Annotated in this window: 24 protein-coding genes; 8 read left to right on the forward strand and 16 right to left on the reverse strand. The window is 65.9% G+C overall.

The genetic code is table 11. From position 1 onward, the window contains the following. Positions 1-178: 178 nt before the first annotated feature. The 5 genes from V5279_RS41530 to V5279_RS41550 all read right to left on the reverse strand — a co-directional run bounded on the left by V5279_RS41530 (position 179) and on the right by V5279_RS41550 (position 4,966). Complete coding sequence (locus tag V5279_RS41530) at positions 179-907, reverse strand: ABC transporter ATP-binding protein (protein WP_338692563.1); 729 nt, start codon at positions 905-907, stop codon at positions 179-181. Further along, a complete protein-coding gene (locus tag V5279_RS41535) occupies positions 900-1,667 on the reverse strand; it encodes an ABC transporter ATP-binding protein (protein WP_338701681.1) in 768 nt (255 codons plus the stop codon). Before V5279_RS41535 ends, V5279_RS41530 begins: the two co-directional genes overlap by 8 nt. Before the next feature lie 4 nt (positions 1,668-1,671). Beyond that, entirely contained in the window at positions 1,672-2,619 is a 948-nt protein-coding gene (locus V5279_RS41540) for a branched-chain amino acid ABC transporter permease (protein WP_338692565.1), read from the reverse strand. Then, on the reverse strand, positions 2,616-3,533 hold the full coding sequence (locus V5279_RS41545) for a branched-chain amino acid ABC transporter permease (RefSeq protein ID WP_338692567.1): 918 nt from the start codon (positions 3,531-3,533) through the stop codon (positions 2,616-2,618). The genes V5279_RS41540 and V5279_RS41545 overlap by 4 nt, the downstream gene beginning before the upstream one ends. 260 nt (positions 3,534-3,793) lie before the next feature. Continuing rightward, on the reverse strand, positions 3,794-4,966 hold the full coding sequence (locus V5279_RS41550) for an ABC transporter substrate-binding protein (RefSeq protein WP_338692569.1): 1,173 nt from the start codon (positions 4,964-4,966) through the stop codon (positions 3,794-3,796). Positions 4,967-5,360: 394 nt separating this feature from the next. Here V5279_RS41550 and V5279_RS41555 point away from each other — a divergent pair, with 394 nt between their 5' ends. After that, on the forward strand, positions 5,361-5,900 hold the full coding sequence (locus V5279_RS41555) for a DUF805 domain-containing protein (RefSeq protein WP_224741318.1): 540 nt from the start codon (positions 5,361-5,363) through the stop codon (positions 5,898-5,900). A 90-nt stretch (positions 5,901-5,990) separates the two neighbouring features. On the opposite strand, the gene V5279_RS41560 is transcribed toward V5279_RS41555, so the two are convergent. Beyond that, on the reverse strand, positions 5,991-6,887 hold the full coding sequence (locus V5279_RS41560; RefSeq protein WP_338692573.1) for a sigma-70 family RNA polymerase sigma factor: 897 nt from the start codon (positions 6,885-6,887) through the stop codon (positions 5,991-5,993). 50 nt (positions 6,888-6,937) lie between these two features. Further along, complete coding sequence (locus V5279_RS41565) at positions 6,938-7,246, reverse strand: hypothetical protein (RefSeq protein ID WP_338692575.1); 309 nt, start codon at positions 7,244-7,246, stop codon at positions 6,938-6,940. A gap of 182 nt (positions 7,247-7,428) precedes the next feature. Between V5279_RS41565 and V5279_RS41570 the strand changes: the two genes are divergently transcribed. From V5279_RS41570 to V5279_RS41580, 3 genes are all read left to right on the forward strand, one after another. Continuing rightward, positions 7,429-8,835 (forward strand): DHA2 family efflux MFS transporter permease subunit, encoded by a 1,407-nt coding sequence (locus tag V5279_RS41570; RefSeq protein ID WP_338692577.1) that lies wholly within the window; start codon positions 7,429-7,431, stop codon positions 8,833-8,835. 114 nt (positions 8,836-8,949) lie between these two features. After that, positions 8,950-10,224, forward strand: coding sequence for an NAD(P)/FAD-dependent oxidoreductase (locus V5279_RS41575; RefSeq protein WP_166299425.1), 1,275 nt, complete (start codon positions 8,950-8,952; stop codon positions 10,222-10,224). 375 nt (positions 10,225-10,599) lie between these two features. Then, on the forward strand, positions 10,600-12,180 hold the full coding sequence (locus V5279_RS41580; protein ID WP_338701683.1) for a tannase/feruloyl esterase family alpha/beta hydrolase: 1,581 nt from the start codon (positions 10,600-10,602) through the stop codon (positions 12,178-12,180). A gap of 19 nt (positions 12,181-12,199) precedes the next feature. On the opposite strand, the gene V5279_RS41585 is transcribed toward V5279_RS41580, so the two are convergent. Then, a complete protein-coding gene (locus V5279_RS41585) occupies positions 12,200-13,150 on the reverse strand; it encodes a helix-turn-helix domain-containing protein (protein WP_338692582.1) in 951 nt (316 codons plus the stop codon). A 149-nt stretch (positions 13,151-13,299) separates the two neighbouring features. Between V5279_RS41585 and V5279_RS41590 the strand changes: the two genes are divergently transcribed. Beyond that, positions 13,300-13,965 (forward strand): isochorismatase family cysteine hydrolase, encoded by a 666-nt coding sequence (locus V5279_RS41590; RefSeq protein ID WP_338692584.1) that lies wholly within the window; start codon positions 13,300-13,302, stop codon positions 13,963-13,965. Positions 13,966-14,220: 255 nt separating this feature from the next. On the opposite strand, the gene V5279_RS41595 is transcribed toward V5279_RS41590, so the two are convergent. Together V5279_RS41595 and V5279_RS41600 are read right to left on the reverse strand one after the other, a co-directional pair. Beyond that, the gene (locus V5279_RS41595) at positions 14,221-15,447 is read right to left on the reverse strand and encodes an ABC transporter substrate-binding protein (RefSeq protein WP_338701685.1); all 1,227 of its coding nucleotides are present in this window, start codon (positions 15,445-15,447) and stop codon (positions 14,221-14,223) included. 55 nt (positions 15,448-15,502) lie between these two features. Next, the gene (locus tag V5279_RS41600) at positions 15,503-16,705 is read right to left on the reverse strand and encodes a cytochrome P450 (protein ID WP_338692586.1); all 1,203 of its coding nucleotides are present in this window, start codon (positions 16,703-16,705) and stop codon (positions 15,503-15,505) included. Positions 16,706-16,787: 82 nt separating this feature from the next. On the opposite strand from V5279_RS41600, the gene V5279_RS41605 reads away from it, so the two are divergent. Then, complete coding sequence (locus V5279_RS41605; RefSeq protein WP_029082941.1) at positions 16,788-17,312, forward strand: MarR family winged helix-turn-helix transcriptional regulator; 525 nt, start codon at positions 16,788-16,790, stop codon at positions 17,310-17,312. Between the two features lie 419 nt (positions 17,313-17,731). Here the strand turns inward: V5279_RS41605 and V5279_RS41610 are convergent, their stop codons facing one another. After that, complete coding sequence (locus V5279_RS41610) at positions 17,732-19,591, reverse strand: feruloyl-CoA synthase (RefSeq protein ID WP_414645974.1); 1,860 nt, start codon at positions 19,589-19,591, stop codon at positions 17,732-17,734. A gap of 161 nt (positions 19,592-19,752) precedes the next feature. On the opposite strand from V5279_RS41610, the gene V5279_RS41615 reads away from it, so the two are divergent. Continuing rightward, positions 19,753-20,283, forward strand: a complete 531-nt coding sequence (locus V5279_RS41615; RefSeq protein ID WP_338692592.1) for a MarR family winged helix-turn-helix transcriptional regulator — start codon at positions 19,753-19,755, stop codon at positions 20,281-20,283. A 237-nt stretch (positions 20,284-20,520) separates the two neighbouring features. Then, positions 20,521-22,308 (forward strand): allophanate hydrolase, encoded by a 1,788-nt coding sequence (gene atzF / locus V5279_RS41620; protein WP_422653175.1) that lies wholly within the window; start codon positions 20,521-20,523, stop codon positions 22,306-22,308. 80 nt (positions 22,309-22,388) lie between these two features. Here atzF and V5279_RS41625 read toward each other — a convergent pair whose 3' ends face one another. The 5 genes from V5279_RS41625 to V5279_RS41645 are packed head-to-tail and all read right to left on the reverse strand — an operon-like array spanning position 22,389 to position 26,988. Then, entirely contained in the window at positions 22,389-23,120 is a 732-nt protein-coding gene (locus V5279_RS41625) for a GntR family transcriptional regulator (protein WP_029082945.1), read from the reverse strand. 43 nt (positions 23,121-23,163) lie between these two features. Then, entirely contained in the window at positions 23,164-23,556 is a 393-nt protein-coding gene (hpxZ, locus tag V5279_RS41630) for an oxalurate catabolism protein HpxZ (protein WP_338692597.1), read from the reverse strand. Position 23,557: 1 nt separating this feature from the next. Then, a complete protein-coding gene (locus V5279_RS41635) occupies positions 23,558-24,955 on the reverse strand; it encodes an AtzE family amidohydrolase (protein WP_338692599.1) in 1,398 nt (465 codons plus the stop codon). 7 nt (positions 24,956-24,962) lie between these two features. Beyond that, positions 24,963-25,142: a DUF4089 domain-containing protein gene (locus tag V5279_RS41640; protein ID WP_338692601.1), complete on the reverse strand. Its 180-nt coding sequence runs from the start codon at positions 25,140-25,142 to the stop codon at positions 24,963-24,965. Between the two features lie 19 nt (positions 25,143-25,161). Beyond that, a complete protein-coding gene (locus V5279_RS41645) occupies positions 25,162-26,988 on the reverse strand; it encodes an ABC transporter ATP-binding protein (RefSeq protein WP_338692603.1) in 1,827 nt (608 codons plus the stop codon). Between the last annotated feature and the right edge of the window lie 7 nt (positions 26,989-26,995).

The following is a 26,995-nucleotide window of genomic DNA, read 5'->3' on the forward strand; positions in this document are numbered from 1 at the left end:
TTTGTCGCTGGAGGCGCGAGCCTTGCGGCGCAATTGCGCCGCTGGGCGAGCCTCGAAGGATGCTCGGCCCGGCTGGTGGCCGTCGACCCTTCGAGACGCGCTACGCGCTCCTCCAGCGACAAAGGCGAAGCCTTTGCGCGGGGGTGACGGGGCTTGAATCGGTGCGGCGATCAAGCCGTCAAATCCCCAAATACTTGTGCTGCAGCTCCGGCTCGGCGATCAGCTGCTCGCTGGTCCCGCTCCACACCGCCTTGCCGCGCTCGATGATGTAGTGGCGGTCGGCGATGCGGGCGAGGTTTCCGACGTTCTTGTCGATGACGAGCACCGACTGCCCGCGTCCCTTCAGCATCGACAGGCAGCTCCAGATCTCGTCGCGGATCAGCGGCGCAAGACCTTCGGTGGCCTCGTCGAGGATCAGGAGTTTTGGGTTGGTCATCAACGCACGGCCGATCGCGAGCATCTGCTGCTCGCCGCCGGACAGCGTGACGCCCATATTGCCTGTGCGTTCGGCGAGCCGCGGAAACAGCGCATGGATCTTGTCGATGGTCCAGGGATCGGAGGCGCCGAACCGATTGCCTGAGGCGGCGACGAGATTTTCGCGCACCGTCAGGTTCGGAAAGATCTGGCGTCCTTCGGGCACCAGGCCGATGCCGAGCTTTGCGATCTTGTAGGACGGCAGGCCGCGCACCGACTCGCCGGCGAAACGGATGCCGCCTGATCGCGCCTGCGTCAGGCCCATGATCGAGCGGATGGTCGTGGTCTTGCCCATGCCGTTGCGGCCCATCAGCGCGACCATCTCTCCCGACTTGATCTGCAGCGACAGTCCGAACAGCACCTGGCTCAACCCGTAGCAGGTCTCGATTCCATCGACTTCGAGCAGGGTTTCAGCGGTTTTCATATCAGCCATGGCCTGTCACCGCATGCTGTTCGCCGAGATAGGCGCGCTTGACCTCTTCATGCTTGCGGATCGCATCCGGCACGTCGCAGGCGATGACGCGGCCATAGACCAGCACCGTGATACGGTCGGCCAGCGCGAACACCGCCTCCATGTCGTGCTCGACCAGCACGATGGTCACTTCCTTGCGCAGCTCTTTCAGCAGCACGACCATCCGCGCGGATTCGGTGACGCCGAGCCCGGCCATCGGCTCGTCGAGCAGCAAAAGCTGCGGCTTGGTGGCGAGCGCGACCGCGAGCTCGAGCTCACGCTGCTCGCCATGGCTCAATTGCGACACCAGCACATCGGCACGCTTGCCGAGGCCGACGCGCTCCAGCGCCGCGCGCGCGGCGTCGCGCAGACGCCGCTCCTTGCGCGCATTGCCCCAGAAGCGGAAGGAGTGGCCGTCATGCGCCTGCGCCGCCAGCGCGACATTGTCGATCGCCGAGAAATCCTTCAGCAGCGAAGTGATCTGGAACGAGCGCGCCAGCCCGAGCCGGCTGCGCTTGTAGGACGGCAGGCCCGTGACATCGCGGCCGGCGAAGCGGATGGTGCCGGAGTTCGGCATCACCTGTCCGGTGAGCTGGCTGATCAGCGTGGTCTTGCCGGCGCCGTTGGGGCCGATGATGGCGTGCAGTTCGCCCGGCACCACCTCCATCGAAAGGTTGTCGGTCGCGGTGATGCCGCCGTAGCGACGTACCAGATTTTCGACGCGGAGCAGGGGCTCAGCCAGGGAATCAGCCACGGCGCATCCTCCCGAGCAGGCCCATGATGCCGCCGCGCGCGAACAGCACGATCAGGAGCAGCACCGGACCGAGGATCAGTCCCGAATATTCGGTGACCTGCGACAGCAGCTCCTCGAGCAAGAGATAGACGATCGCGCCGATCACCGGGCCGAACAGCGAGCCCATGCCGCCCAGGATCACCATCACCATGAGGTCGCCGGAGCGGGTCCAGTACATCACGGCGGGGCTGACGAAGTCGGTGTTGTTGGCAAGCAGCGCGCCGGCAAGGCCGCAGATCGTGCCCGCGATCACGAAGCAGACCAGGCGATAGCGGTTGGCGTGGAAGCCGATCGCCTGCATGCGCTGCTCGTTGGAGCGGACGCCCTGCACCACGAGGCCGAAGCGCGAATTGACGATGCGCCAGATCAGATAGAGGCCGCCGAACAGGCAGGCCAGGCAGAGGTAATAGAACTGGGTGCGGTTCGAGAGGTCGATCAGGCCGGCGAAATCGCTGCGCTTGTAGACGGTGAGGCCGTCGTCACCGCCGTAGCGCGACAGGCCGGAGGTGATGTAATAGGCCATCTGCGCGAAGGCGAGCGTGATCATGATGAAGTAGACGCCGCGGGTGCGCAGGCTGAGCGCTCCGATCACCAGCGCAAACAGCGCCGAGACCGCGAGCGCCACCGGCCACTGGATGAAGCCGGAGCCGATACCCTCAGTGGCGAGGATGCCGACGGCATAGCCGCCGATGCCGAGATAGGCGGCGTGGCCAAAACTCATCATGCCGCCATAGCCCATGATCAGGTTCAGGCTGGCGGCGGCGAGCGCAAAGATCACGATGCGGGTGAACAGCGTCAGGATGAAGATGTTGCCGGTCACCACCGAATAGACCGGCAGCAGGACCAGGGCGGCGCAGAGCAGCGCCACGACGGAATTGGAGGCGTTGAGCTTGGGCATCATCGTTTGGCCGCCGGGAACAGCCCTTCAGGCCGCAGCACGAGGATGATGGCCATCAAGAGATAGATCAGCATCGAGGACAACGCCGGCGCCGCGGTCGAGGCCGCCGCCCCGCTCAGCACCTTGCGCAGCAGGTCGGGCAGGAAGGCGCGGCCCATCGTGTCAATGATGCCGACGAACACCGCGGCCATGAACGCGCCGCGGATCGAGCCGATGCCGCCGATCACGATGATGACGAAGGCCAGGATCAGGATGTTCTCGCCCATGCCGATCTGCACGGTGAGGATCGGCGCCTGCATCAGCCCGGCGAGCCCGGCGAGCGCGGCGCCAAGGCCGAACACCAGCGTGAACAACAGCTTGATGTTGATGCCGAGCGCCCCGATCATCTCGCGGTTGGAGGCGCCGGCGCGGATCAGCATGCCGACGCGGGTGCGCATCACGACGAGATAGAGCAATACTGCGACCGCCAGCGCGACCACGATGATCATCAGCCGGTAGGCCGGATAGTACACGCCGGGAATGATCTGCACCGGTACGGTGAGCCAGACCGGCAGCGGCAGCGCGAGACCGGCCGGGCCCCAGATCAATCGGACAGCATCGTTGAAGAACAGGATCAGGCCGAACGTCGCCAGCACCTGGTCGAGATGGTCGCGGCCGTAGAGATGCCGGAGCGCGGCATATTCGAGCGCGATGCCGAGCAGCAGCGTGGCGCCCAGCGCCAGCAGCGCGCCAAGAACAAAACTGCCGGTCCAGGCCACGAAGGTCGCCGCGAAATAGGCGCCCATCATGTAGAGCGAGCCGTGCGCCAGATTGACGAAGTCCATGATGCCGAACACCAGCGTCAGTCCGGCTGCCAGCAGGAACAGCAGCAGGCCGAATTGCAGGCCGTTCAGCAGTTGTTCGACGACGAGATACATGGATCCTTCATATCGGGCTGAAACAAAACAGCGGCAGCGCGCATGCGCCGCCGCTTTTACGGCTTGTTGTTCTCCCTCGCCCCGCCCTTGCGCGGCCGGGACGAGCAAAGCTCGCCCTGAGAGGGTTGGGGTAAGGGGCTCTTTCCACGAATCGAGCTTGTGGAAAGGGCCCCTCACCCGGCGCCACGCGCCGACCTCTCCCCGCAAGGGCGGGGCGAGGTGAAAAGGAAGCAAGGCGTGGGCCAGGATTGCCCTAAGAGTTATTTCATCGCGCACTTTTCGTGGAAGCGATCCTGGTCATCCTTGACGATGGTCGCGACCGTCTTCAGCGAGAGCTGGCCGTCGGCGTCCTTGACCACGTCCTGCAAGTAGAAATTCTGGACTGGAATGTGGTTGTTGCCGTACTTGAACGGGCCGCGCACCGATTTGAAGTTCACCTTCTCCATCTCGGCCTTCATCGCGTCTTTCTTCGTCAGGTCGCCCTTCACCGCGACCACGGCGCTGTTGATGAGGTTGGCAGCGTCATAGGATTGCGCGCCGTAGAAGGTCGGGCGCAGGCCCGGATACTTCTTGCGGTAGTCCGCGACGAACTTCTTGTTCTCCTCGTTGGGCAGGTCGTTGACCCATTGCTGCGCGCCGGGAACGCCGAGCGCATTGTCCTTCTGCAGCGGCAGCGACAATTCGTCGATGGTGAAGGCGGTATAGAGCGGGATCTGCTGCTTGATGCCGGCCTGCGCATACTGGTTCAGGAACTGCACGCCGGCCGCGCCCGGATAGAACACGAAGATCGACTCGGCCTTGGAATTCTTCGCCTTGGTGAGCTCGGCGGAGAAATCGAGCTGGCTCGGCCACACCGTGTATTCCTCGCCGACGACCTCGCCCTTGAAGGTGCTCTTGACGCCGGCCAGCATGTCCTTGCCCGCGGCGTAGTTCGGGCCGATCAGGAATACCGACTTGACGCCCTTCTGGTTCATGTAGGTGCCGACCGCCTGTGGCGTCTGGTCGTTCTGCCAGGAGGTCGAGAACACGTAAGGCGAACACAGTTCGCCGGCGAGCTGCGACGGACCGGCATTGGCCGAGATCAGGAAGGTCTTGGAATCGACCGCCGTCTTCAGCGAGGCGAGCAGCACGTTCGACCAGATGTAGCCGACGATGAAGTCGACCTTGTCGGACTGCACCAGCTTCTCGGTCTTCTGCTTGCCGACATCGGGCTTCTGCTGGTCGTCCTCGTAGATCACCTCGACCGGCTTGCCGTCGATCTTGCGGCCGAGATGGTCGAGCGCGAGCTCGAAGGAATTGCGCATGTCGTTGCCGATCACGGCGGTCGGACCGCTGAAGGTCGAGACAAAGCCGATCTTGACGCTGTCAGCCGCCGTCGCGGGCTGCGCGAGCGCCAAAGCCATGGCGCCTGCCAGCCAAAATGCCTTTTTCATATTCACTCCCCTCCTCAACCAAAGATCCCGCCAAGCTCGATCACGAGGGCCCGGGGGTCACGCTTTACGCGCGTCGTTCTGTGACGTGTTTTGTGCGCGATATCGCAAGTCTGCAGCAAGCACGAACCGACGGCGCTCATTTAGAACCTTCGGCGCATACCCGAGCACCGTGCATCATAATTCGTCTAAACCGGGCAAGGCAAGAAATATAATGCCGGTTGCGTAGGCAACGATTGTCGCAGGCCCCCGCTCCCCTCCAGAGGCCCCCGCCGCACTGCAGCAGGCTTTAAGGATTCGGTAAAGCGCTCGGAAACCACGTCCCGGGAAGCCCGTCCTGGACTTCATGGTCTCGAAAGCATCGCCGGGCGAGGCTCGGTCCAAAGGGACGCGTCGCATGCTGTTGAATTACATTTTCGGCTTCAACGCCCGGCTCGGCCGGCTGGCCTATTTCTTCTTCAGCTTCGTGGTCGGCTGCGGCTACCTGATGCTGGTGTTCGGCATCACCGGCAATGCACCGGCGAGCGGCAGGACGGATGTGCTGCTAGCGCAGGCCGCCAACAGCATGCCGCTCCTGATCGGCTTTTATGCCGTGCTCGTCATGACCTTCATGCTGCAATCGATGCGCATCCGCGACATCGGATGGGACCCGGTCTGCGTGATGGTGGGTTGGATTGCGCTCGTCGTGATCGACCGGATCGTCGCCGGAAAATATCCGGAATATGCACTGACCTACCAGCACACCGGCACGACGGTCGGCGCGCTCGTCAACCTTGCGCTGATGCTGGCCCTGACGTTCTGGCCCGGCAGCCGCCTCGGCGAAGAGCCGCATGAGACGGGCGATGACGGCTTCTCAAGCAGGGGCAGCACCCCGGCCGCAGCCGGCAACCGCGTTGCGCGTATCGCCAGCGGCGAGTTCGGCGGCAAGACGCGGTAGCGCGCCTCTCTCGACCGTCGTCCCGGCGAAGGCCGGGACGACACCGAGTTTGTGGCGCGGTCAGCGAGCCACAGGCTAAGCAGCGACCGCTCACCCTCCGTCCACCGCCCATTCGGCGCCGTCGATCGCATAGGCCGCGTGGCGGAAATCCCTGATCGTCGCGACCTTGTCGGCCGACCAGTCGAGCAGCATGAACGAGCGCGGCGGCGCGCCTTGGGCGTCCGGATCGAACACCAGGATCGCGGGACGTCCCTCGACCTGTCCAGTCACCAGATGCCAGTCGTGGATCTTCGAATAATTGCCGAAGTAGCGCGACACCTCGGCCTTGCCGTTCAGCCGCGTCCGGTTGACGAGCTCGAGCCTGACGTCATCGGCGATCATGGCGCGGATGGCGTCGAAGTCGCGGGCGTTGAAGCGGCCGACATAGGCGTTGAGCCTGCTGCGATCGGCCGGCGACAGGCCGGGCCGCGGCGCGTCGTCGGGCTCGCGGGCGAATTCCCGCAACTGCGTCCGTCCGCGGTGCAGCGCCGCCTTCACCGCGGGCAGGCTGAAATCCATGATGCCGCAGACCTCCTGCAGCGAGCAACCGAGTACGTCCATCAGGATCACGCTGGAGCGCTGCGCCACCGGCAGGCGCATGAAGGTGCGCAGGCTCGCCGCTGCGATCTCGCGGCGGCTGACGTCATCGAGCTCTCCGGCCATCATGTCCACCTCCTCCGGCGCGTGGAGCGCGTCCTGGCGGTTGCGCCGCCTGAGGAAATCGAGCGCGGTGTTGTGTGCGATCCGGAACAGCCAGGCTTCCACGTTCTGGATTGGAGCTGCGGACGCAAAAGCCTCCACCGCCTTGATCAGCGCGTCCTGCAGCACATCCTCGCCGTCGATCACCGATCCGACCATGCGGGCGCAGTAGCGATGCAGCCTTGGCCGCATCGCTGCCAAGAGCGCGTCGACCTCGGTCGCTTCAGGCGCTTGGGGGGGTGAGGTCATGATGGCTCCGCCAGGTCGGTTCAAGGCCGGTCGGTTCACGGCTCGCCGGTTCACGGCTCATCCAGCATACGATAATTGCCGACAATCACAGCACTGCGAACCAGCGGCGGCTCGGCGCAACGATCGCGGATGCCGTCCTGGAAGGCCTGGAACGCCGCGAGCTTCGGGATCGGGCTCGAGCCGTCGTCGGCCGCGGTCTCGACCATGTGGATGAAGGTATCGTCCTCCAGCCGCAAGGTCAGGTAGCGCACGCCGTCCGGCTTCGCCGCCTTCAGCTCGGCAAACACGGCCGAAACCAGCTCGGCATTCTTCTCGGCCATCTCCGGCTTCGCCTTGTACCTGATCAGGGTCCGTCTCATCGCAACCTCCTTGGCTCGGTCTCTGCGGCCGGAACAGGCCGCGTCACACCCAAGGACGTTTGCCGACCGCCAAAGGATGCGGTCCGGCAAAGAATATTTTCGGCCGCATCCTTTGCCGGCCGCGGTTCGTCCTGGCCTACGAAGCGCGCCGCAACCTTGCCGCACGCCAACGGAGAACGACCATGCAGACCCCTCGAGAGCGCGCCGAACAGCGCTGGGTGCTCGGCCTCACCGCGCTGGCATCCTTCATGATGGCGCTGGACGCCATGATCATGACCACGGCCTTCGCGACCATCCGCGCCGATTTCGGCAGCCCGGTGGAGACGCTGCAATGGACCGTCAACGCCTTCAATCTGACCTTCGCGGTGCTGCTGCTAACCGGCGCCGCGCTCGGCGACCGCTTCGGGCGTCGGAAAATGTTCGCAACCGGGATCGGCCTGTTCGTCGCGGCCTCGGCGGTCTGCGCGCTGGCCGGCAACGCCGCGGCACTAATCGCCGCCCGCGCCCTGCAGGGCGCAGGCGCGGCGCTGGTGATGCCGCTGGCGATGGCGATCCTCAGCGGCGCGTTCGGCCGGGAGGAACGCGCCCGCGCGCTCGGCATCTTCAGCGGCATCACCGGATGCGCGCTGATCATCGGCCCCGCGATCGGCGGCTTCATCACCGAGCATCTCGGCTGGCGCTGGATCTTCTGGATCAACCTGCCGATCGGCCTGGTCGCGATTTCCCTCGTGCTGGCGCGGCTGCGCGAAAGTTTTGGACCGGCAGCGCCGCTCGACGTCACCGGACTGACGCTGGTCGCCCTCGCGGCGCTGGCGCTGGTCTGGGGCCTGTTGCGCGGCAACAGCGTCGGATGGGCGAGCGCGGAGGTGACCGGCGCGCTGATCGCAGGCCTCGCGCTGGCCGTGACGTTCGTGCTGTGGGAGCTACGCGCGACGAACCCGATGGTGCCGATGCGGCTGTTCGCGGCAAGACCGTTTGCCTCCGGCATGGCCGCCAGCGTGCTGTTCTATGCCGCGATGTACGGCGTGCTGTTCCTGCTGCCGCAGTTCCTGCAGATCGCGCTCGGCTTCGACGCCTTCGGCGCCGGGCTGCGGCTATTGCCGTGGACGGCGACGCTGTTCGTCACCGCGCCGATCGCCGGCGCCGCCGTCAACCGGTTCGGCGAGCGCACGCTGGTCGTCACTGGTCTGCTGATGCAGGCGATCGGGCTCGGCTGGATCAGCGAGATCGTGAGCCCGTCAGTGCCTTATTCCGCGCTGGTCGCGCCGCTGGTGCTCGCCGGCGTCGGCGTCTCGATGGCGATGCCGGCTGCACAGAACGCAGTGCTGAGCGCGGTTGCCACGAGCGAGATGGGCAAGGCGTCCGGTGTCTTCAACATGGGCCGCTTCCTCGGCGGCATGTTCGGCATCGCGGCACTGGTGGCGAGCCTCGTAACCAATGGCGCCGCCGATTCAACCCGACATTTCACCAGCGGATTTGCTGCGGCGATGAGCCTTGCAGCAACGCTGTCGTTCGCTGGCGCCGTCGCTGGCCTGTTCCTGCCGATGCGGCGACGGGCCGTCGCAGCAGCCGCGCCGCAGGATGCATGACGTTGCGACGATTGGGTTTTGCTATCGGGCGATCGGGCATTTCGTGTTGGAATGAGGCTGCGAATGACTACATAATCAAATGACGAAGCCGTTCGGAACCGAGAGCGACATCTCATGACGCAAGCGCCGGCCAAACCTCATCGCGTGGTGATCGTCGGCGCCGGCTTCGGCGGGCTGGAAGCCGCTTTCGGTCTTTCGGGCGCGCCGGTCGAGATCACCTTGATCGACCGCCGCAACCACCATCTGTTCCAGCCGCTGCTCTATCAGGTCGCGACCGCATCGCTTGCCACCAGCGAGATCGCCTGGCCGATCCGCTATCTCTTGCGCGACCGGCCCGAGGTGACGACGCTGTTTGCCAATGTCTGCGGCGTCGATGCGGCCGGAAAGCAGGTGCAGCTCGATGACGGCGGCAGCATTCCCTACGACACGCTGATCCTCGCCACCGGCGCGCGCCACGCCTATTTCGGCCATGACGAATGGGAGCCGTTCGCGCCCGGCCTGAAGACGCTGGAGGATGCCACCACGCTCAGGCGGCGCATTCTGGTCGCGTTCGAGCGCGCCGAGCGCGAGACCGATCCGGACAAGCGTGCGGCGCTGCTAACCTTCGTCATCATCGGCGCCGGGCCGACCGGCGTCGAGATGGCCGGCACCATCGCTGACCTCGCCAAGGACACACTGCCGCAGGACTTCCGCCACATCGATACACGCAAAGCGCGCGTGGTACTGATCGAAGCTGGGCCGCGCGTGCTAGCCGGCTTTCCCGACGACCTGTCGGCCTATGCGCAAGCGTCGCTGGAAAGACTCGGCGTTGAGGTGATGCTGGGCGCGCCGGTCACCGAATGCTCGGCCGACGGCGTGGTGTTCGGGGACAAGAGGCTGGAGGCCCGCACCATCGTCTGGGCCGCCGGCGTGCGCGCCTCGCGCGCCGCCGAGTGGCTGAACGCGCCGGCCGATCGCGCTCATCGGCTACAGGTCGAGTCCGATCTCACCGTGCCGGGCCATCCCGACGTCTTCGCCGTCGGCGACACCGTCACGATCAAGGGCCCCGACGGCAATCCGGTGCCCGGCATTGCGCCGGCCGCAAAGCAGGAGGGGCGCTACGTCGCCGCACTGATCAAGGCCCGGCTCGATGGCAGGACGCTCCCGCCGTTCCGCTACAAGCACGCCGGCAGCCTCGCGCAAATCGGCAAGAAGAAGGCGGTGATCGATTTCGGCTGGCTCAAGCTCCGCGGCTCACTGGCATGGTGGATTTGGGGCCTCGCCCACATCTACTTCCTGATCGGCGTGCGCCACCGGATCGCCGTGGCGATGAACTGGCTCTGGATTCACACCCGCGACCAGCGCGCCGCACGGCTGATCACCCAAGGCAGCAGCAAGGTCGCGCAGTAGGTGCGCCTCGGCGCAGCCTCCGCGCCTCAAGCAATTTGAACCGTCACCCTGAGGTGGCCGCCTCTTCGGCGGCCCTCGAAGGGTCGACGGCCCCGCTAGTGGCCGTGCATCCTTCGAGGCTCGCCCAGCGGCGCAAGTGCGCCGCAAGGCTCGCACCTCCAGCGACAAAGGCGGAGCCTTTGCGCGGGGATGACGGAATGCCTGCTGGCATACAGGGCCCATCCAACCATTGTGCACCGACCCCTCGCATGAAATACTTGCCACGGCAACAATTATTGCAGGGAGGAAACAATGCAGATCGATGCGCGCGCATGGGCGCTTGCGGCCTCGCTTGTCACGCTGACGTCATTCGCAGGCGACGCGGCGGCGGCGCAGATGCTCGCCGATCCCGCGGCGACCTGTAGCGGACTTACCGGCCCCGCCGATGGCGCGATCAAGATCGATAGCGCGGTGCTCCAGGCACCGTCGCCGCTCGCAGTCGTTGAGAAAGGACCGACACCGGCCGGCCGCGTCGTCCCGGCCAATCCCGCCTTCTGCAAGGTGCTCGCCCATATCGATCCCGCCGATCCCACGGCGCCGCCGATCAAATTCGAGGTCAACCTTCCAGTGGAGTGGAACGGCCGCTCGCTGCAATATGGCGGCGGCGGCTTCAACGGGGTGCTGATATCAGGCCTCGGCCTGCCGCCGGCCTACCCGTTCGACAAATCCTCGCCGCTGGCGCTCGGCTTCGCGACCGTCGGTACCGATTCCGGCCACGAGTCGAAGCCCGGCGAGCCGCCGCAGCTATTCGCGCTCAACGACGAGGCGTTCGAGAATTTTTCGCACAAGGCCTACAAGAAGGTGCGCGACGCAGCGCGGGCGCTGGTTGTGCGCGCCTACGGCAAACCGCCGGCGAAGATGTATTTCATGGGATCTTCCGAAGGCGGCCGCGAGGCGCTGACCATGGCGCAGCGCTACCCCGACGATTTCGACGGCATTTTCGCGCGCGTGCCGGTGATCAATTGGGTGGGGCTGCAGCATGCCGGCACCCGCTCGGGCCTCGTCACGATGGGCGACGGCTGGGTCCGCCCGGCGCAGGTCAAGCTGGTGGCAGATGCCGTGCTGAAGGCCTGCGACAGACAGGACGGCTCCGACGACGCGCTGGTGCAGGACCCGGTCGGCTGCAAGGCGGCGTTCAAGCCGGCCTCGCTGGCATGCGCGGCGGGCGAGAGCGGCGACGACTGCCTGACCGACAAGCAGATCGCGGCGATCGACACGCTGCATGCGGCCTACAAATTTTCGTTCCCGCTCGCTAACGGGCTCGACGACTATCCGGGCTGGGGCGTGTCCGGCGAGAACACACCGGCATTCGGCCCGACCGGCGGATGGAAGGCGTGGTGGCTCGGCACCTCGGCGCCTGCGCAACCGCCCGCGCCCACCAACGGCATCGCCTGGATCTACGGCGCCGGCGGAATCCAGTATGTCTTCGCGCGCGATCCGAAACTCGACGTCACGACCTACAGGCCGGAGGACCACAAGGATCGCGTGCTGCAGGTCTCCGCACTGATGGATTCGACCGATCCGGATCTCAGCCGCTTCCACGCCCATGGCGGCAAGCTCGTGATCCTCGAGCACATGGCCGATTACGCGCAAAGCCCCTATGCCGGCATCCGCTATTTCGAGAACGTCGAGAAGACGCTCGGCAAGGACAAGACGGCGGAGTTCGCGCGGCTCTACACCGCGCCCGGCGTCGACCATGTCGGCTCCGGCGCACCGGCGAATGTCGACATGCTGGCGGTGCTGGTCGACTGGGTCGAGAACGGCAAGGCACCCGCCGATCTGGAAGTGACGGAGCAGAAGGTGCAGGCGCCAGGCATCGAGACGCTGCGCGCGCTGCCGCTGTGCCGCTGGCCGGCCTGGCCGCATTACAAGACTGGGCCGATGACCGCGGCGTCGAGTTTCTCTTGCGCACCGTAACGAAAGGTCGATCCGCGCGTCACCCCATCACCTGGTGAGGCGACCGGCCGAACGCGGCCTTGAAGGCGCGGCTGAAATGCGAGACGTCGCTGAAGCCGAAGCTCAGCGCGACGTCGGTGACGTGACTAAAGCGCCGTTCGGCCAGCGCCTGGTAAGCACCGGCGAGGCGCTGCTGCCAGAGCCAGCGGATCGGCGTCGTACCCTCGCGCGCGAACAGGCGATTGAGCGTGCGCGGCGCCATGTGCTGGGCCGTGGCGATCGCATCGAGATCGAGCTCGGAATCGTCGAGATTGGCGAGGATGTAGGCCTTGACCCGCGCCAGCCGTTCATCGCCGTGCCGCGGCATGTCATCCGTCAGCTCGGTCTGCAGCGTCGTCGCCAAAATGTCGAGCGCTGAGGCACTCAGCCGTGTCACGGCAGGCGCGGCTCCATCATCGAGGCGCGCCAGCCGGCGGATCAGCGATCCCGCCAGCGCTCCCACTTTCGAATCGTTGCCGACCCGCCGTGCGGTCAGGCGGTGCGCATCCGGCAGGCGCGCGAGCAGCAGCGGCCGCGGGATCGACACCATGATCGAACGCGTGCTCGGGGCGAATTCGAGCGTGAACGGCTGCGCCTGGTCATGGAGCATGAGATCGCCGCGGCGCATCTGCACCTCGCGACCCCCTTGCGCAAAGCCGACCTCGCCGCGCAACGTGAGCCACAGCATGAAATAGTCGCGCGGGTCCCTGCGGACGTCGCTCGCGCTGCGCACCACCCGGATGCGGTCGGCCGCCGGGGTCGACGACCAGATGTCGTTGATCGCAAGCGGGCCAAAATTGCGGATCGAGATCGACGCGGCAAACGCCTCGTCGGCGACCCGGCGGCATTCGGTCAACGAGAACTCGCGGCAGGTGACGTGATGCCAGCGGTCGAAACTGTCACCTGGCGCGACAAGCGTTTGCGCGACGACTGTGTGAACTGGGGTCTGCATCGGACCTTGCTCCCGCCCAACCCTGCAGCGGGATATTCTGCGTCTGCCGTCCGGTTCTGGCAAGCAGAGGCCAGCGAATGGCCGGCGCAGCCAAGAACGGCCGCCGCGGGGGATGTAGAAATACCTCCCTTTAGGAGAGGAGACACCACATGGGCTACCAATGCGACATCATCGATCCGGCCAGAACTGTCATGATCGTTGTCGACATGCAGAACGATTTCGTGGCCGAGGGCGCCAAGCTGCGTTCCGCGCAAGCCGCCGCCATGGTGCCCCGGCTGGCGCAGACGCTGAAAGCCTGTCGCGACAAGGGCATCCGCGTCATCTACACCGCGCATGTGCACCGCCGCGACGGCAGCGACATGGGGCTCTATGACGATCTCTATTCGCCGATCGCCGACCGGTCGTCGCTGGTCGACGGCACCGCGGGCGTCGAGATCTTCAATGACCTCGCACCCGCGCCGGGCGAGCACGTCATCAAGAAGCACCGCTACAGCGCGTTCTTCGCCACCGATCTCGACCTCATCCTGCGCGAATGGGGCATCACGACGGTCATCATCTCAGGGACGACGACCGAGAACTGCTGCCACGCCACCGCGCGGGACGCCATGTTCCACAATTACAAGGTCGTCTTCCTGTCGGATGCGACAGGCACGTTCGACTATCCGGATGTCGGCCAGGGCGCCCTGTCGGCCGACGAGGTGCATCGCGCCACGCTCACGATCCTCGCGTTCTCCACGGCACATGTGATGACGGCGGCCGAGATGCTGGCGCGGGTGAAGGTGACGGACGGTGCAGCGAGTCCGAAGGCGGCGTAGCGAAGAGAGCGATTCTCGCACGGCATATTCGGTCCGCCTCTCCCCTTGTGGGAGAGGCCGGATTGCATCGACAGATGCGATCCGGGTGAGGGGTTCCGGTCCCTCCGCGCAGTACGCCGTGTGGAGAAATACCCCTCACCCCGGCCCTCTCCCAACCGAAGTCGGATTTTTCCGACTTCGAAGATTAGACAGCGCAACTCGGGTAAACCCGAGTTGCGCGGGAGAGGGGGCGCAGTCGTGTTCGCGGCGAAGAGCTCACTTCACCAGCGAGCAGCCGCCATCGGCCAGCGGGCGGAACGCCTGATCGGCCGGGATGGTCGCGATCAGCTTGTAATAGTCGTAGGGGTATTTCGACTCCTCCGGCTTCTTCACCTCGAACAGATACATCGGATGGACGACACGGCCGTCCTGGCGGATCGCGGTCTCGCCGAACAGTCTGTCCATGCCCTTGAAGGTCTTCAGCTGCGGCACCACGGCCTTGGCGTCGTCGCTGCCGGTCGCGGCAACCGCATTGAGGTAGGCGAGCGTCGCGGCATAGACGCCGGCCTGGTTGCCGCTCGGCATCTTGCCATTCATGCCGGGACGTGCGGCGAAGCGTTTTGCGAACGCGCGGGTGTCGTCATTCATGTCCCAGTAGAAAGCTTCCAGCAGCTGCAGGCCCTGCGCGACCTTCAGGCCCATGCCGTGGACGTCGTTCACGAACAGCAGGAACGCGACCATGGTCTGGCCGCCCTGCTGGATGCCGAACTCGGCCGCCTGCTTCACCGCGTTGATGGTGTCGCCGCCGGCATTGGCGAGCCCGATCACTTTTGCTTTCGAGTTCTGCGCCTGGAGCAGGAAGGAGGCGAAGTCCGACGTGCCGAGCGGATGCTTGCTCGATCCCAGCACCTTGCCGCCGTGCTTCTCGATGTAGTTCGTCGCTTCAGCTTCAATGCCTTTGCCGAGTGCGTAGTCGACGGTCACAAAATACCAGTCCTTGCCGCCACGCTGCATCATCGCAGCCGCCGTGGTGTTGCCGGTAGCCCAGGCGTCGTTGACCCATTGAATGGTGTTCGGCGAGCAGGCCTTGCCGGTAAGGTCGGAGCTTGCCGTCGACGACGCCAGGAACGTCATCCTCGAGTCGCGCAGGATGGTGTTGATAGCGAGCCCGACGGCCGAGTTCGGCACGTCGACAATGGCATCGACGCCTTCGACATCGAGCCATTTGCGCGCGATCGCAGATCCGACGTCGGCCTTGTTCTGGTGATCGGCATAGACGATCTCGACCTTGATGCCCTTGCCGCCGCCATTGAAATCCTCCGCCGCCATGCGCGCGGCTTCTACCGAGCCCATGCCGTTGGTGTCTTGGAAGATGCCGGAAATGTCATTGAGCACGCCGACGCGCACCACATCGCCGGAAATCTCCGCGCGTGCGCTGCCTGCGGCGCAGGCCAGTGCCAGCGCCAGACCAATCCTAAATCGCCCAACCCCGAAGCCTCTCATCCTATCCACTCCCATGTTTCCTCAACCAACCCTTTTGCCGGTATTGAGCGTCTCGTCAGGCCGGCGTGATCTCAACGGGCAGACTGTTGAGCCCGCGCAGTGTGTTGTTGAAAAGGCGCTTCGGCTCGCCAGTGATTTCGATCTTGGCGACACGACGCGCCAGCGCCGCCATCATCACTTCGCCTTCGAGGCGGGCGACGAGTTGGCCGACACACATATGGATGCCCGAACCGTAGCCGACATGGCCCGACGTACGACGCGTGATGTCGTAGCTATCGGGCTTGTCCCAACGGCGCGGATCACGATTGGCTGCAGCCAGGAACATCAGCACCTTCTCGCCTTCGGGGATGCTGGCGCCACTGAGCTCGACGTCGCGGGTCGTGGTACGGAAGAAAGTCTGGACCGGACTTTCGAACCGCACGGCTTCCTCGAAAGCGTTGCGCGCCAGGGTCGGGTCGTCGCGCAGCTTCTGGAAATGGTCGGGGAAGCGGGCAAGGCAGTAGACGGCGGCACCGATGCCGTTGACGGTGGTGTCGAGACCGGCCGATAGCAGCGAGCGCACCAGCAGCGGCGCCTCGGTCGCGGTAATGGCACCGCTATCGACATGGGCGTGGATGCAGGCGCCGATGCCATCAGGGGTGAGATTGTCGCGCTGACATTGCTCGGCAATATAGGCCTGATGCGGCGCCGAGCGCTCGATCGCCTGCTTGCGAAGCTCGTTCGGCGGCCCGAAGGCGTTGAACACCAGGCTTGCGTAAGGCAGCAGATGCTCGCGGCCCTCCGGCCGCAAGCCCAGCGCATCCGGGAAGATCGACAGCGGATAGGCTTCCGCAAGGTCCTCGATCGCGTCGAAACTGCGCTTCTCCAGCAGCGCATCGACGCGGGCCTCCGCGGCGGCGGCAAACCGCCCGCGAAGCTGCTTCATCACGGTCGCCGACAGCACCGAGCTCAGCACGGTGCGGGTGCGAGTATGCGCCGGCGGGTCGGCCTCCAGGATCAGGCTCGGCGGCCGCCACGGCTTCTCCTTGGAGAAGTCGCTGAGGCCCACGCCACGGCTGGAGCAGAACGTGGCGGGATCGTTCAGGACCGCATGGACCTCGGCATACCGCGCCACGCCGTAGACGTTCAACTTGTCGAGATAGACCACGGGTGCGGCCTCGCGCAGCCGCTCATGGGTCGGGAACGGATCGGCGAAGAATTCGAGCGCAAACGGATCGACGTCGAGGTGCGGGACGGACGTCCCTGCCGTTGCAGTCATCGGGACCTCCCGAGGTTTGATCTTGTCAACACGGGCCGCATGTCTATTGCTCCCAAGCAGTTTCGCAGCGATGATTTGAGAAATGAGCAGTCAGCCCCTCCCCCGAAAGCCCCGCCGGCCGAGACCGGCCGATCCCGCAGACGCCACCGACGGCCCGCTGCTGGACCTCAATCGCTATGTGCCGGCGTTCATCACCTTCATCGGCAACAAGCTGTCGAACAGCGCCACCGCCTTTTACCAGAAGAATTTCGGGGTCAACGTCACCGAGTGGCGAATCATCTCGCAACTGGCGATCGAGCCGGGGATTCCGGCCTCGCGGATCTGCCAGGTGATCGGCTTCGACAAGGGCCCGGTCAGCCGCAACCTCGCGGCGCTGCAGAAGCGCGGGCTTTTGACGATCCGCACGGCGCCCGACGACGGCCGCACCCATTCGATCACGCTGACCGCGCGCGGCCGCGCCATCCACGACAAGGTGATCGTCGCGGCGCTGGAGCGCGAGCGGCGGCTGCTGTCGTGCCTGAAAAAGGACGAGCGCGAGGTGCTGATCGACCTGTTGCGCCGGTTGCACGAGAATCTCGGCGCCGTGACCGGGCAAAGCACGACCTGACCGTACGGCGGGACCCTGCGCCACCGCGATATTCGCCCGGTCTTCCATGCGTGCTGCTCGCGCGCTGCTGCGCAACATTTTCCTCCCAAACGCGTGGCCGTTGACCGGCCCTGTCCCGATTGGCCCGGAAACTCGCACAGCTTAGTTGCCATGGCAACTAAAAATACGAACCCTTGCGGGGCAAGGCTCCGGGGAACCGGTGCGGAAGGCTCAAGTGTATGGTCCGCCAGACGTTCCACAAACTCGGTGTCGTCCCGGCCTCCGAGCCGGGACCCATAACCACCAATGCTGATTATTGCGCGCCAGCGGAACGACGACCTTTGTACACAACGTCGGCCGCGGAGTATGGGTCCCTGCTTTCGCAGGGACGACGGCGGTGTACGTGGCGCCCTGCCAGCACCCTACCGGTACAAATCACGTCACGAGCCCGCGCAGGCGATCGGCTCGGCCGACGCGTCGTCCTCCAGGACCGCCACTGCTGCGACGCGGCGCGTCAGCACGGCGCGCTGGTTGATGTAGCCCTTGTCGGTGATCTCCCCGCCGTCGACGGAGGCGGGCTCGGCCAGCAGCAGCGCACGGGTGGCGTGGCCAGAGGAATGAGCGCCTTGTGCCTTCAATCGTGCGAGCCCCTGCCCGATCGCGGAGCGGATCGCAGGATGGCTGATCACCTCTCGCACGTCGGCGCTCTCGGAAAGTTCCGCCAGCGCGCGGCAGGCGGCAATGTTCGGAAACACCAGGAACCGCACCTCGTCGCAGCCATGGCCGGTGACGACGATGTCCTGCGCAAGCGGGGCCAGTGCCGCGATGCCAGCGACACGCAGGGTGCCGACGCTGACCCAGGTTCCTGAATTGAGCTTGAAATCCTCGGCGACGCGGCCGTCGAAGAACAGGCCGAGATCGGGCCGGTCAGGATCGGCGAAGGTGACGGCGTCGCCGATCCTGTAAAAACCCTCGTCGTCGAAGGCCTGGGCGGTGAGTTCGGGCGCCTTCCAGTAGCCCGGCGTGACATTGGGCCCGCGCACCCGCACTTCGAGCTTGTCGCCCGACGGCACGAGCTTCAGCTCGGTGCCGGGGATCGGCACGCCAATATTGCCGGAGCGTTTGGCGAGGAAGTGGCAGTCGGTCGCGAGCGGCGAGGTTTCTGTCGAGCCCCAGGCCGACACCATCGGCAGTCGGCGGCCGACGGTTTGCAGCGACAATTCCTCGAGCGCGTCCCACAGATTCTGCGGCAGCGCCGCGCCGGCATAGAAGGCGAATCTGGTGCCCTCGAAGAATTTTCGGCGCAGGTCATCGTCGGTGCGGAGCGCAGCGATCAGCATGTCGAAGCCGCGCGGCACGTTGAAATAGACGGTCGGCACCACGCTGCGCAGATTGGCGAGCGAGGTCGCGAACAGGCCGGGCGCCGGCTTGCCGCCGTCGACATAGAGCGTGCCGCCATTGCGCAGCACCAGATTGAAATTGTGATTGGCGCCGAAGGTGTGGCTCCAGGGCAGCCAGTCCAGGATCACGAGATCCTCGCTGGAGGATTCGAGGAACGTCCAGGTCTGCGCCTTGGCTTGCTGGCTCGAGGTTAGCATGCGCTGGGTGTTGATCACGGCCTTCGGCGTGCCTGTTGACCCCGAGGTAAACAGGAATTTTGCGATCGTGTCCGGCGTCACCGCCGCGAACGCCTTTGCAATTTCGGGCGCTTCCGGCGTCGCCGCGATGGTGCGGAACGCCAGCGCGTCGGCATCGTCAGGGTTACCGCTGACGAGGGTCGCCCGATGCCGCGGCTTGATCGCAGCAAGTGCCGGCGCGAACGGTTTTGTGCCCGTGACATAGATCGCGCCGGGATCTAGCAGGCTGATCATGCTCTTCAGCTTGTCGAAATCTTTCGACATCAGCGAATAGGCCGGCGAGATCGCGGCCGAGGGCACACCGACATGCTGGGCTGCGAGCGCAAACAGCGCGTGATCGATGCCGTTGTCGGAGAGGATGACGAGCGGCCGCTCGGTACTCAGCCCTTGCGCCAGCACCCACGATGCGACCCGCCGCACGATATCGAGCGCATCGCGATAGGTGACAGTGCGCCACGGCGCCTCGGCGCTGGCGCGCTCGCCGAGGAAGATGCGATCCGGCGCCTGCCGCGCCCAGTGCTCCAGCCAGTCGCCGATGCAGCGGGCGCCTTGCTTCAGCGGCGTGGTGGATCGAACCAGGATGCTGCCGTCATCGCGGCGGTCCGCAACGATCGCGGGCGTCGCGAACAGGCGGTGCGGATTGTCTGCGCTGGCGGCGGCCATCGTCATGATTTCCTCCTCGCCCGTATCTTGCGGGACCGCACTGCAACATCGTGCAGCATCGCGGTCCCGGCCGGGCTCTTTGGCGATAATGTTGCGGATATCAATTGTTGTCGTCAACAACAATCTTTCCCTTAGGCCGCGGGCGCGCTAGCATCGCCGCCATGGCAAGCCAGCAAAAGACGTCGCGCAAGGCGACAGGAACCGGAGCGGCAATCCGCCGCCCCCACGCGCGGGCGACGAACGGCCGGGAACATGGCGGCGACGCCGGCGATGAGATCGGCCTCGACGCGCTGGCCGGCCACGCCGGCTATGCAGTGCGGCGCTTCCAGCTCTGGATCTTCCAGGACTTCATCAAGACGCTGGCCGCGGCCGATATCCGTCCGACCCAATATTCGGTCATGACCGTGATCGGGGCCAATCCGGGCCTGAGCCAGATGGCGGTGGCCAAGCGGCTCGGGATCGAGCGCGCGCGGCTGGTGCATCTGCTCGACAGCCTCGAGGAACGCGACTTCGTCAGCCGCATCCCCTCCGCCACCGACCGCCGCACCCATGCGCTGCATTTGACCGCACGCGGCAGGACCGCGCTGGCCCAGTTCAAGCGGCTCGCCGCCGAGCACGAGCGGCACGTCGCCGAGAAGATCGGCAAGGAAAACCGCGAGCGGCTGCTGCAGATCCTTGCCTGCTTCACTTGAAGCCGGGATCAGAATTCGGCTTGATCAGACCTGCCTACAGATTGAGCAGCCGCCTTCACGGGCGAGACCGAAGCGGTTCCCACTAACCATTTCAAGCAATTGATATTGTGTAATAATCTGCCGTGACGCGAGCGCAGGTGAATTGTACACAATGGCACGTTGCTTGCTTCGATCAGGTTGCAACTCCCTCGCGGAGGGCATCCGATGCCTTCCCGCTCAACAGACGGGGCCAACCACGTGACTGAAACTGTCGCTGCGATCGTTGCTGCGCATCGCGCCGGAACCATGACGCCGGCCCAAACCGTGGCGCGCAGCTACCAGCGCATCCGCGAGCACAACGACCCCGCCATCTTCATCAGCCTGCGTGACGAAAAGGAGGCGCTCGCCGAGGCTGAGCGTCTCACCGACCCGACGCTGCCGCTCTCCGGCGTGCCGGTCGCCGTGAAGGACAATATCGACGTCACGGGCCTGCCGACCACCGCGGCCTGCCCGGCCTTCTCCTACATGCCGGCGCAGGATTCCACGGCAGTCGCAAAGCTGCGTGCGGCCGGCGCCATCATCATCGGCAAGACCAATCTCGACCAGTTCGCCACCGGCCTGGTCGGCGTGCGCTCGCCCTACGGCATTCCCAAGAATCCGGTGCGCGGCGATCTCGTGCCGGGCGGATCGAGCTCGGGCTCCGCGGTCGCGGTATCAGCGGGACTGGTGCCGCTGTCGCTCGGCACCGACACCGCGGGCAGCGGCCGGGTGCCGGCGATGCTCAACAACATCGTCGGCCTCAAGCCGAGCCTCGGGCTGATCTCGAACGCGGGACTCGTGCCGGCCTGCCGCACGCTCGACTGCATCTCGGTGTTCTCGCTCACCGTCGATGACGCGCTGGCCGCACTCGCCGTGATGGCCGGGCCGGATGAAGCCGATCCGTTCTCTCGGGATCGACCGCTGGCACCGCTCGCGACGTTTCCGGCCAAGCTGAAGCTCGGCATTCCCAAAAGCGGCCAGCTGATCTTCTTCGGCGACCGCGAGGCCGAGAAGGCCTATGGCGAGGCTTGCAAGCGCTGGCAGGCACTCGGCGCCGAACTTGTCGAGTTCGATCTCGAGCCGTTCTACGAGACCGCGCGGCTGCTCTATGAGGGGCCGTGGGTCGCCGAGCGCTATCTCGTGATCCGTGACCTCTTGGCGTCGTCGCCGGACGCGATCCATCCGGTGACGCGCGAGATCACGATCGGCGGCGCGCGGCTCACGGCGGCCGATACGTTCTCTGCGCTGTACCGCCTGCAGGCGCTGCGCCGCGTCGCCGAGCGCACCTTCGCGCAGTGTGATGCCATCGTGCTGCCGACGGCGCCGACCGTCTATTCGACCGCTGACGTGCTGGCCAACCCGATCGAGCTCAACTCGCGGCTCGGCACCTACACCAATTTCGTCAACCTGCTCGACCTCTGCGGCCTGGCGCTGCCGGCGGCGATGCGGCCCGACGGCGCGCCGTTCGGCATCACGCTGCTCGCGCCCGCCGGCCGCGACGCCGAGCTCGCCGGCATCGGCCGCGTGTTCCACGCCGACACCGGACTTGCCATCGGCGCCGAGTCGCTGCCGCAGCCACCGCTTGCCGCAGTGCCGGCGCAGGCCGGGGCCGGCGAGATCACCATCGCGGTGGTCGGCGCGCATCTGTCCGGCATGGCGTTGAACCACGAGTTGACGACGCTCGATGCGCGCCTGCTGGAAGAGGCGGTCACCGCACCGGACTACAAGCTCTACGCACTCGACACCACGCCGCCGAAGCCCGGCATGCTGCGCATCGAGGGCGGCGCAGGTCACGCGATCAAGCTCGAGCTCTGGGCGATGTCGCCGGCCGCGTTCGGAAAATTCGTTGCCGCGATCCCGCCGCCGCTCTCGATCGGCACCATCAGGCTCGCCGACGGGCGACAGGCCAAGGGCTTTATAGTCGAGCCTGCCGCGATCAACGGCGCGAAGGATATTTCCGCCTATGGCGGCTGGCGGGCGTTCGTGGCGGAGAAGGCGAAAGCGTAGCCGCGGGAATGGTGTGCTCCCTCGCCCCGCTCTTGCGGGGAGAGGGGCATCCCACCGCCAGGCGGTGCGAGTTGAGAGACCTACACCGACACCGCGTAGGTCTCGTATTCGCCGCGTACCTGCTCGATATGGGCGCGCATTGCGGCGGCGGCACCTGGCTTGTCGCCGCGCATGATGGCGACCACGACGCGGTCGTGCTCGGCGTGGGATTTTGCCAGCCGCCCGAGGTTGCGGAACTGGGCGCGGCGGAACGGCTGCACGCGCACGCGCGTCGCCAGGGTGATCTCGGCGATATAGGCGTTCTGCGATCCGGCGTAGATCGCGTTGTGGAAGCGTTCATTGACCTCGTGGAAGCGCTCGGGATTGCCGGTGTAGCTCAAGACCCGCAGCTCCTCGTGGACCGCCTCCAGCGCGTGGCGCTCCGCCGGCGTCATCCGCTCGGCGGCGAGGCCGGCGCACATCGCCTCCAGCTCGGCCATCGCCTCGAACATGCCGGTGAGTCTTTCAAGGGACGGCCGCGCCACCACCGCGCCGCGATGGGCGCGGGCATCGATCAAGCCGCTGGCGGCCAGCTGCCGCAGCGCCTCGCGCACCGGCGTGCGGGAGACGTTGAAGCGGCGCGCGAGATCGGTCTCGTCGAGCCCGGCGCCCGGCGGCAGCGTGCCGCGCACGATCTCGTCGGCGAGCTGCAGCCGCAGCTCTTCGGCGCGGGTGATCTTGTCGGTCAGCGACGACGGGCGATCGACGCGACGCACGGCCGCGTCGGGCTCGGCGCCCGGCGGCATCCGCGTCGGAAGATCGTCCAGGCTCATGCCTCAAGCGCCCTTTCAAGCAGTCCAGTTCAAACGCCCTTGTTCAAGTGCCCTTGGGCTCGTCGATGACGCTGACATGGGCCGCGACGATTCTCCAGCCCTCGGGGAAGCGAATCCACGTCTGCATCTGCCGCCCCACTCTACCCGGTGTGCCGTCCCGATAAAACAGCGTCGAGGCGATCGCAGTGTCGCGGCCATAGGTCGTGATCACGGTGCGGTCGATCTTGCGCATCAGGCCGACCGGCGAGCGCCCGGCACGAAACGCCATGATCTCGGCGTAGCCATAAAGGTTCTCGCCGATGCCGTAGCGCAGCGTCCGGCTGTCGTTGCGAAACAGCTCGTCGAGCACCGCGACATCGTTCGAGATCAGCGCCTTCTCGTAGCGCTGGAACTGGGCGGTGACTTCGGCGACCACGTCGGGAAGATCAATGTCCATATCAGAGTCCTCTCGGTGCGGGTGCCGCAGCAACGCCCATCTGTTCCAGCGCGTAGGCGACCCGCAACGCGATGTCCTCGCGCCAGGGCGCGGCGATGATCTGCACGCCGATCGGCATCGGTTCAAGCGGCACCGGCACAGCCACAACAGGCAGGCCGATGAAGGAGATCGGCTGGGTGTGGATGCCGATATTGGCGCGCACCGGCAGCTCGACGCCGTCGAGCGTGAAATTGACCTGACCGAGCTTCGGCGCGGTGCACGGCGTCGCCGGCGCTAGGATTACGTCGACCGACTGGAACAGCTCCGCTGCCTTGGCGCGGAACCAGCGGCGGAGTTTCTGCGCCTTGTCGACATAGACGGCCGGGACCATCGCGCCCGCGATGAAGCGGTCGCGCACCGCCGGATCGAAATCGTTGGGACGCTTGCGCAGGCGATCGAGGTGCAGTGCGGCACCTTCGGTCGTGGTGATGATAAAGGCCGCGGCGCGCGCGCGCACGGCTTCCGGCAGCTCGACGGTCTGCGTGGCGCCGAGCGCCTTCGCCACGCGTGCGACCGCCTCGGTCGCCTCCGGAAACACGTTCTGCTGGAAATAGCCGCCGGCGATCGCAACGCGCAGACGGCCGACGTCATTGGCAAGCAGCGGCACGGTCGGCTCAACCGATCCCACGATGCAGGCCGGATCATCGGCATCAGGCCCCTGCATCGCGTCATAGGCGAGCGCGAGATCCTTCACGCTGCGCGCCAGCGGACCGAGATGGTCGAGGCTTGCGACGAACGGATAGGACCGCGCGCGCGACAGCCGGCCATAGGTCGGCTTCAGGCCAAAGGTGCCGCAGAACGACGACGGCACGCGGATCGAGCCGTTGGTATCGGAGCCGAGCGCGATCGGCACCAGTGCGCCGCCGACGGCGCTGCCCGAGCCGCCCGAGGAGCCGCCGGTCATCCGCGTCGGGTCATGCGGATTGCGCGACGGGCCGTCATGCACGTTCTCGCCGGTGAAGTCGTAGGCGTATTCGCCCATGTTGAGCGCGCCGACCAGCACGGCGCCGGCGGCTTCCATCCGCTCGATCAGCGTGGCGTCGCGCGGCGACGGCGGCAGGTCGCGGTTGATCTTCGAGCCTGCACGGGTCGGGAGGCCCTGAACATCGAACAGGTTCTTCACCGCGAAGGGAACGCCGGCGAGCGGGCCGACCGATTGACCCGCCGCGATCGCGGCATCGATTGCCCTGGCCGTGGCGCGTGCACGATCGGCGGTGACGTCGGTGAAGGAATTGAGCACCTTGTCATGCGCCGCGATGCGCGCGAGCGCAGCCTCGGTCGCTGCGAGAGCTGTCATCTTGCGGCTTGATACGGCCTGCGCGATTTCGGCGGCCGACATGGAAGCGGGAGTTTCGGACATCGCAGTCTCAGGTCGAATAGACCGCGGCCGACACGATCTCGTCCGGCAGCGGGAAGTCATCGACCAGCCGTGCCAGCCGCAGCGAGACCTCGAGATTGGCACGCACCGCGGGACGCCAGGCCTCTTCCAGCGGCAACGCCATCGCACGGGCAACGGCGTTCATGTAGTCGTCGAGATGGTCGGCCATTTCGCTCCCAATAAATTTCTCAAGCAACCGGCAACGGCGGATGCGGGATCGCCGTCAGCAGCTCCCTTGTATAGGCATCCTGCGGATTGCCCAAGACTTGTTCGGACGTGCCCTGTTCGACGATGCGACCGGCCCGCATCACGATGACGCGATCACACAGCAGGCGCACCACATTGAGGTCGTGCGACACGAACAGATAGCTCATGCCCATCGACTGCTTGAGGTCCTGCAGCAGATTGAGCACCACCGCCTGCACCGAGACGTCGAGTGCCGCGGTCGGCTCGTCCAGGATGACGAGCTTCGGGTGCAGCGCGATCGCGCGCGCGATGCCGACGCGGGCCTTCTGGCCGCCGGAAAGCTGGTGCGGAAAGCGGTCCAGAAGATTGACCGGCAGGCCGACCAGCCGCGCGAGCTCCTCGCAGCGGTCGCGGAGCGCGTCGCGCCCCCTGATGTCGCCCAATTGCATGATCGGGTCCACGATCGCACGCGCCGCGGTGAAGCGCGGGTTGAGGCTGTCGGTCGGATCCTGGAACACCATCTGGATCTGGCTGCGCCGCGGCAGCCGCGCGAAGGACTGCGGCATGATGGCGCCGATGTCCTCGCCGTCGAACAGGATGCGGCCGGAGGTCTGGTCCAAGAGCCGCATCACCATCATCGACGTCGTCGACTTGCCGCAGCCGGATTCGCCGACCAGGCCGACGCTCTCGCCATGGTCGATCGAGAAGCTGATGCCATCGACGGCGCGGAAGATCTCCTCCTCGAGCGGCGGCTTGCGGCCGAACAGTTTTGCCAGCACCGAGCCCGCGCCCTGGCGGGGATATTCCTTGACGAGTTTTTCGACTGACAGGAGGGGCTGCTTCTGCTCCCTCTCCCCGTTCTTTACGGGGAGAGGGTTGGGGTGAGGGGCTATATCCGCGAGCACAGTATTCGGAGAGTCCCCCTCACCCGCCACGCTCTGGCGCGCAAGTGCGCTGCCGAGCGTGTCGGCCTCTCCCCGCACGCGGGGAGAGGCAAGGGAGCCCTCTTCCGGCAACAAATCCCGCAGCGACACGCCGACCCGCGGCGTCGCGCGCATCAGCTTCTTCGTGTAGTCGTGCTGTGGCGACGCGAAAATGTCGGCCGACTTCGCGGTCTCGACCACGCGCCCCTTCTCCATCACCACGACGCGGTCGCAATAAGCGGCGGCGAGGCCGAGATCATGCGTGATGAGGATGGTCGACATCGACCGGCGCCGGGTCAGCTCGACGATCAAATCCATCACCGCCTTCTGGGTGGTGACGTCGAGGCCGGTGGTCGGCTCGTCGGCGATCAGAAGCTGCGGGTTGCAGGCGAGTGCCAGCGCGATGACGACGCGCTGGCACATGCCGCCTGAGAGTTCGAACGGATAGGCGTGATAGCGCTCGCGCGGGCGCGCGATCTTGACCTGCTCCAGCGCCTCGATCGCCTTCTCGCCGCGATCGGTGACCTGCGCCTGTTGGATATGCTGGCGCAGCACATCCTCGATCTGATGCCCGACCTTGCGGATCGGATTGAGGGCGGCGCGCGGATTCTGGAAGATCATCGAGACTTCGCGGCCGCGCAGATCGCGCATCTGGCTCTCGCTCGCCGCCTTGACGTCGATGCCGGAAAACATCACCGAGCCGTCGGCGATCCGGCCGGCCCGATCGAGGATACGCATCACCGCGTACGAAGTCACCGACTTGCCGGAGCCGGACTCGCCGACGATGCCGACGGTCTCGCCCTTGCCGACCGAGATGTTGACGTGCTGCACCGCCTTGACGATGCCGCGACGGGTGGTGAACTCGACCGTGAGGTCGCTGACGTCGAGCAGCGGCTGGGCGGTCATGCGCGCC

This window comes from Bradyrhizobium sp. 26S5, assembly GCF_036923295.1.
Taxonomy (GTDB): Bacteria; Pseudomonadota; Alphaproteobacteria; order Rhizobiales; family Xanthobacteraceae; genus Bradyrhizobium; species Bradyrhizobium septentrionale.

Coding starts and splice junctions, on each gene's coding strand:
- V5279_RS41530 (WP_338692563.1), bottom strand. CDS start 907: ATGGCTGATATGAAAACCGCTGAAACCCTGCTCGAAGTCGATGGAATC.
- V5279_RS41540 (WP_338692565.1), bottom strand. CDS start 2,619: ATGATGCCCAAGCTCAACGCCTCCAATTCCGTCGTGGCGCTGCTCTGC.
- V5279_RS41545 (WP_338692567.1), bottom strand. CDS start 3,533: ATGTATCTCGTCGTCGAACAACTGCTGAACGGCCTGCAATTCGGCCTG.
- V5279_RS41550 (WP_338692569.1), bottom strand. CDS start 4,966: ATGAAAAAGGCATTTTGGCTGGCAGGCGCCATGGCTTTGGCGCTCGCG.
- V5279_RS41555 (WP_224741318.1), top strand. CDS start 5,361: ATGCTGTTGAATTACATTTTCGGCTTCAACGCCCGGCTCGGCCGGCTG.
- V5279_RS41560 (WP_338692573.1), bottom strand. CDS start 6,887: ATGACCTCACCCCCCCAAGCGCCTGAAGCGACCGAGGTCGACGCGCTC.
- V5279_RS41565 (WP_338692575.1), bottom strand. CDS start 7,246: ATGAGACGGACCCTGATCAGGTACAAGGCGAAGCCGGAGATGGCCGAG.
- V5279_RS41570 (WP_338692577.1), top strand. CDS start 7,429: ATGCAGACCCCTCGAGAGCGCGCCGAACAGCGCTGGGTGCTCGGCCTC.
- V5279_RS41575 (WP_166299425.1), top strand. CDS start 8,950: ATGACGCAAGCGCCGGCCAAACCTCATCGCGTGGTGATCGTCGGCGCC.
- V5279_RS41580 (WP_338701683.1), top strand. CDS start 10,600: ATGCTCGCCGATCCCGCGGCGACCTGTAGCGGACTTACCGGCCCCGCC.
- V5279_RS41585 (WP_338692582.1), bottom strand. CDS start 13,150: ATGCAGACCCCAGTTCACACAGTCGTCGCGCAAACGCTTGTCGCGCCA.
- V5279_RS41590 (WP_338692584.1), top strand. CDS start 13,300: ATGGGCTACCAATGCGACATCATCGATCCGGCCAGAACTGTCATGATC.
- V5279_RS41595 (WP_338701685.1), bottom strand. CDS start 15,447: ATGAGAGGCTTCGGGGTTGGGCGATTTAGGATTGGTCTGGCGCTGGCA.
- V5279_RS41600 (WP_338692586.1), bottom strand. CDS start 16,705: ATGACTGCAACGGCAGGGACGTCCGTCCCGCACCTCGACGTCGATCCG.
- V5279_RS41605 (WP_029082941.1), top strand. CDS start 16,788: ATGAGCAGTCAGCCCCTCCCCCGAAAGCCCCGCCGGCCGAGACCGGCC.
- V5279_RS41610 (WP_414645974.1), bottom strand. CDS start 19,591: ATGGCCGCCGCCAGCGCAGACAATCCGCACCGCCTGTTCGCGACGCCC.
- V5279_RS41615 (WP_338692592.1), top strand. CDS start 19,753: ATGGCAAGCCAGCAAAAGACGTCGCGCAAGGCGACAGGAACCGGAGCG.
- V5279_RS41625 (WP_029082945.1), bottom strand. CDS start 23,120: ATGAGCCTGGACGATCTTCCGACGCGGATGCCGCCGGGCGCCGAGCCC.
- hpxZ (WP_338692597.1), bottom strand. CDS start 23,556: ATGGACATTGATCTTCCCGACGTGGTCGCCGAAGTCACCGCCCAGTTC.
- V5279_RS41635 (WP_338692599.1), bottom strand. CDS start 24,955: ATGTCCGAAACTCCCGCTTCCATGTCGGCCGCCGAAATCGCGCAGGCC.
- V5279_RS41640 (WP_338692601.1), bottom strand. CDS start 25,142: ATGGCCGACCATCTCGACGACTACATGAACGCCGTTGCCCGTGCGATG.
- V5279_RS41645 (WP_338692603.1), bottom strand. CDS start 26,988: ATGACCGCCCAGCCGCTGCTCGACGTCAGCGACCTCACGGTCGAGTTC.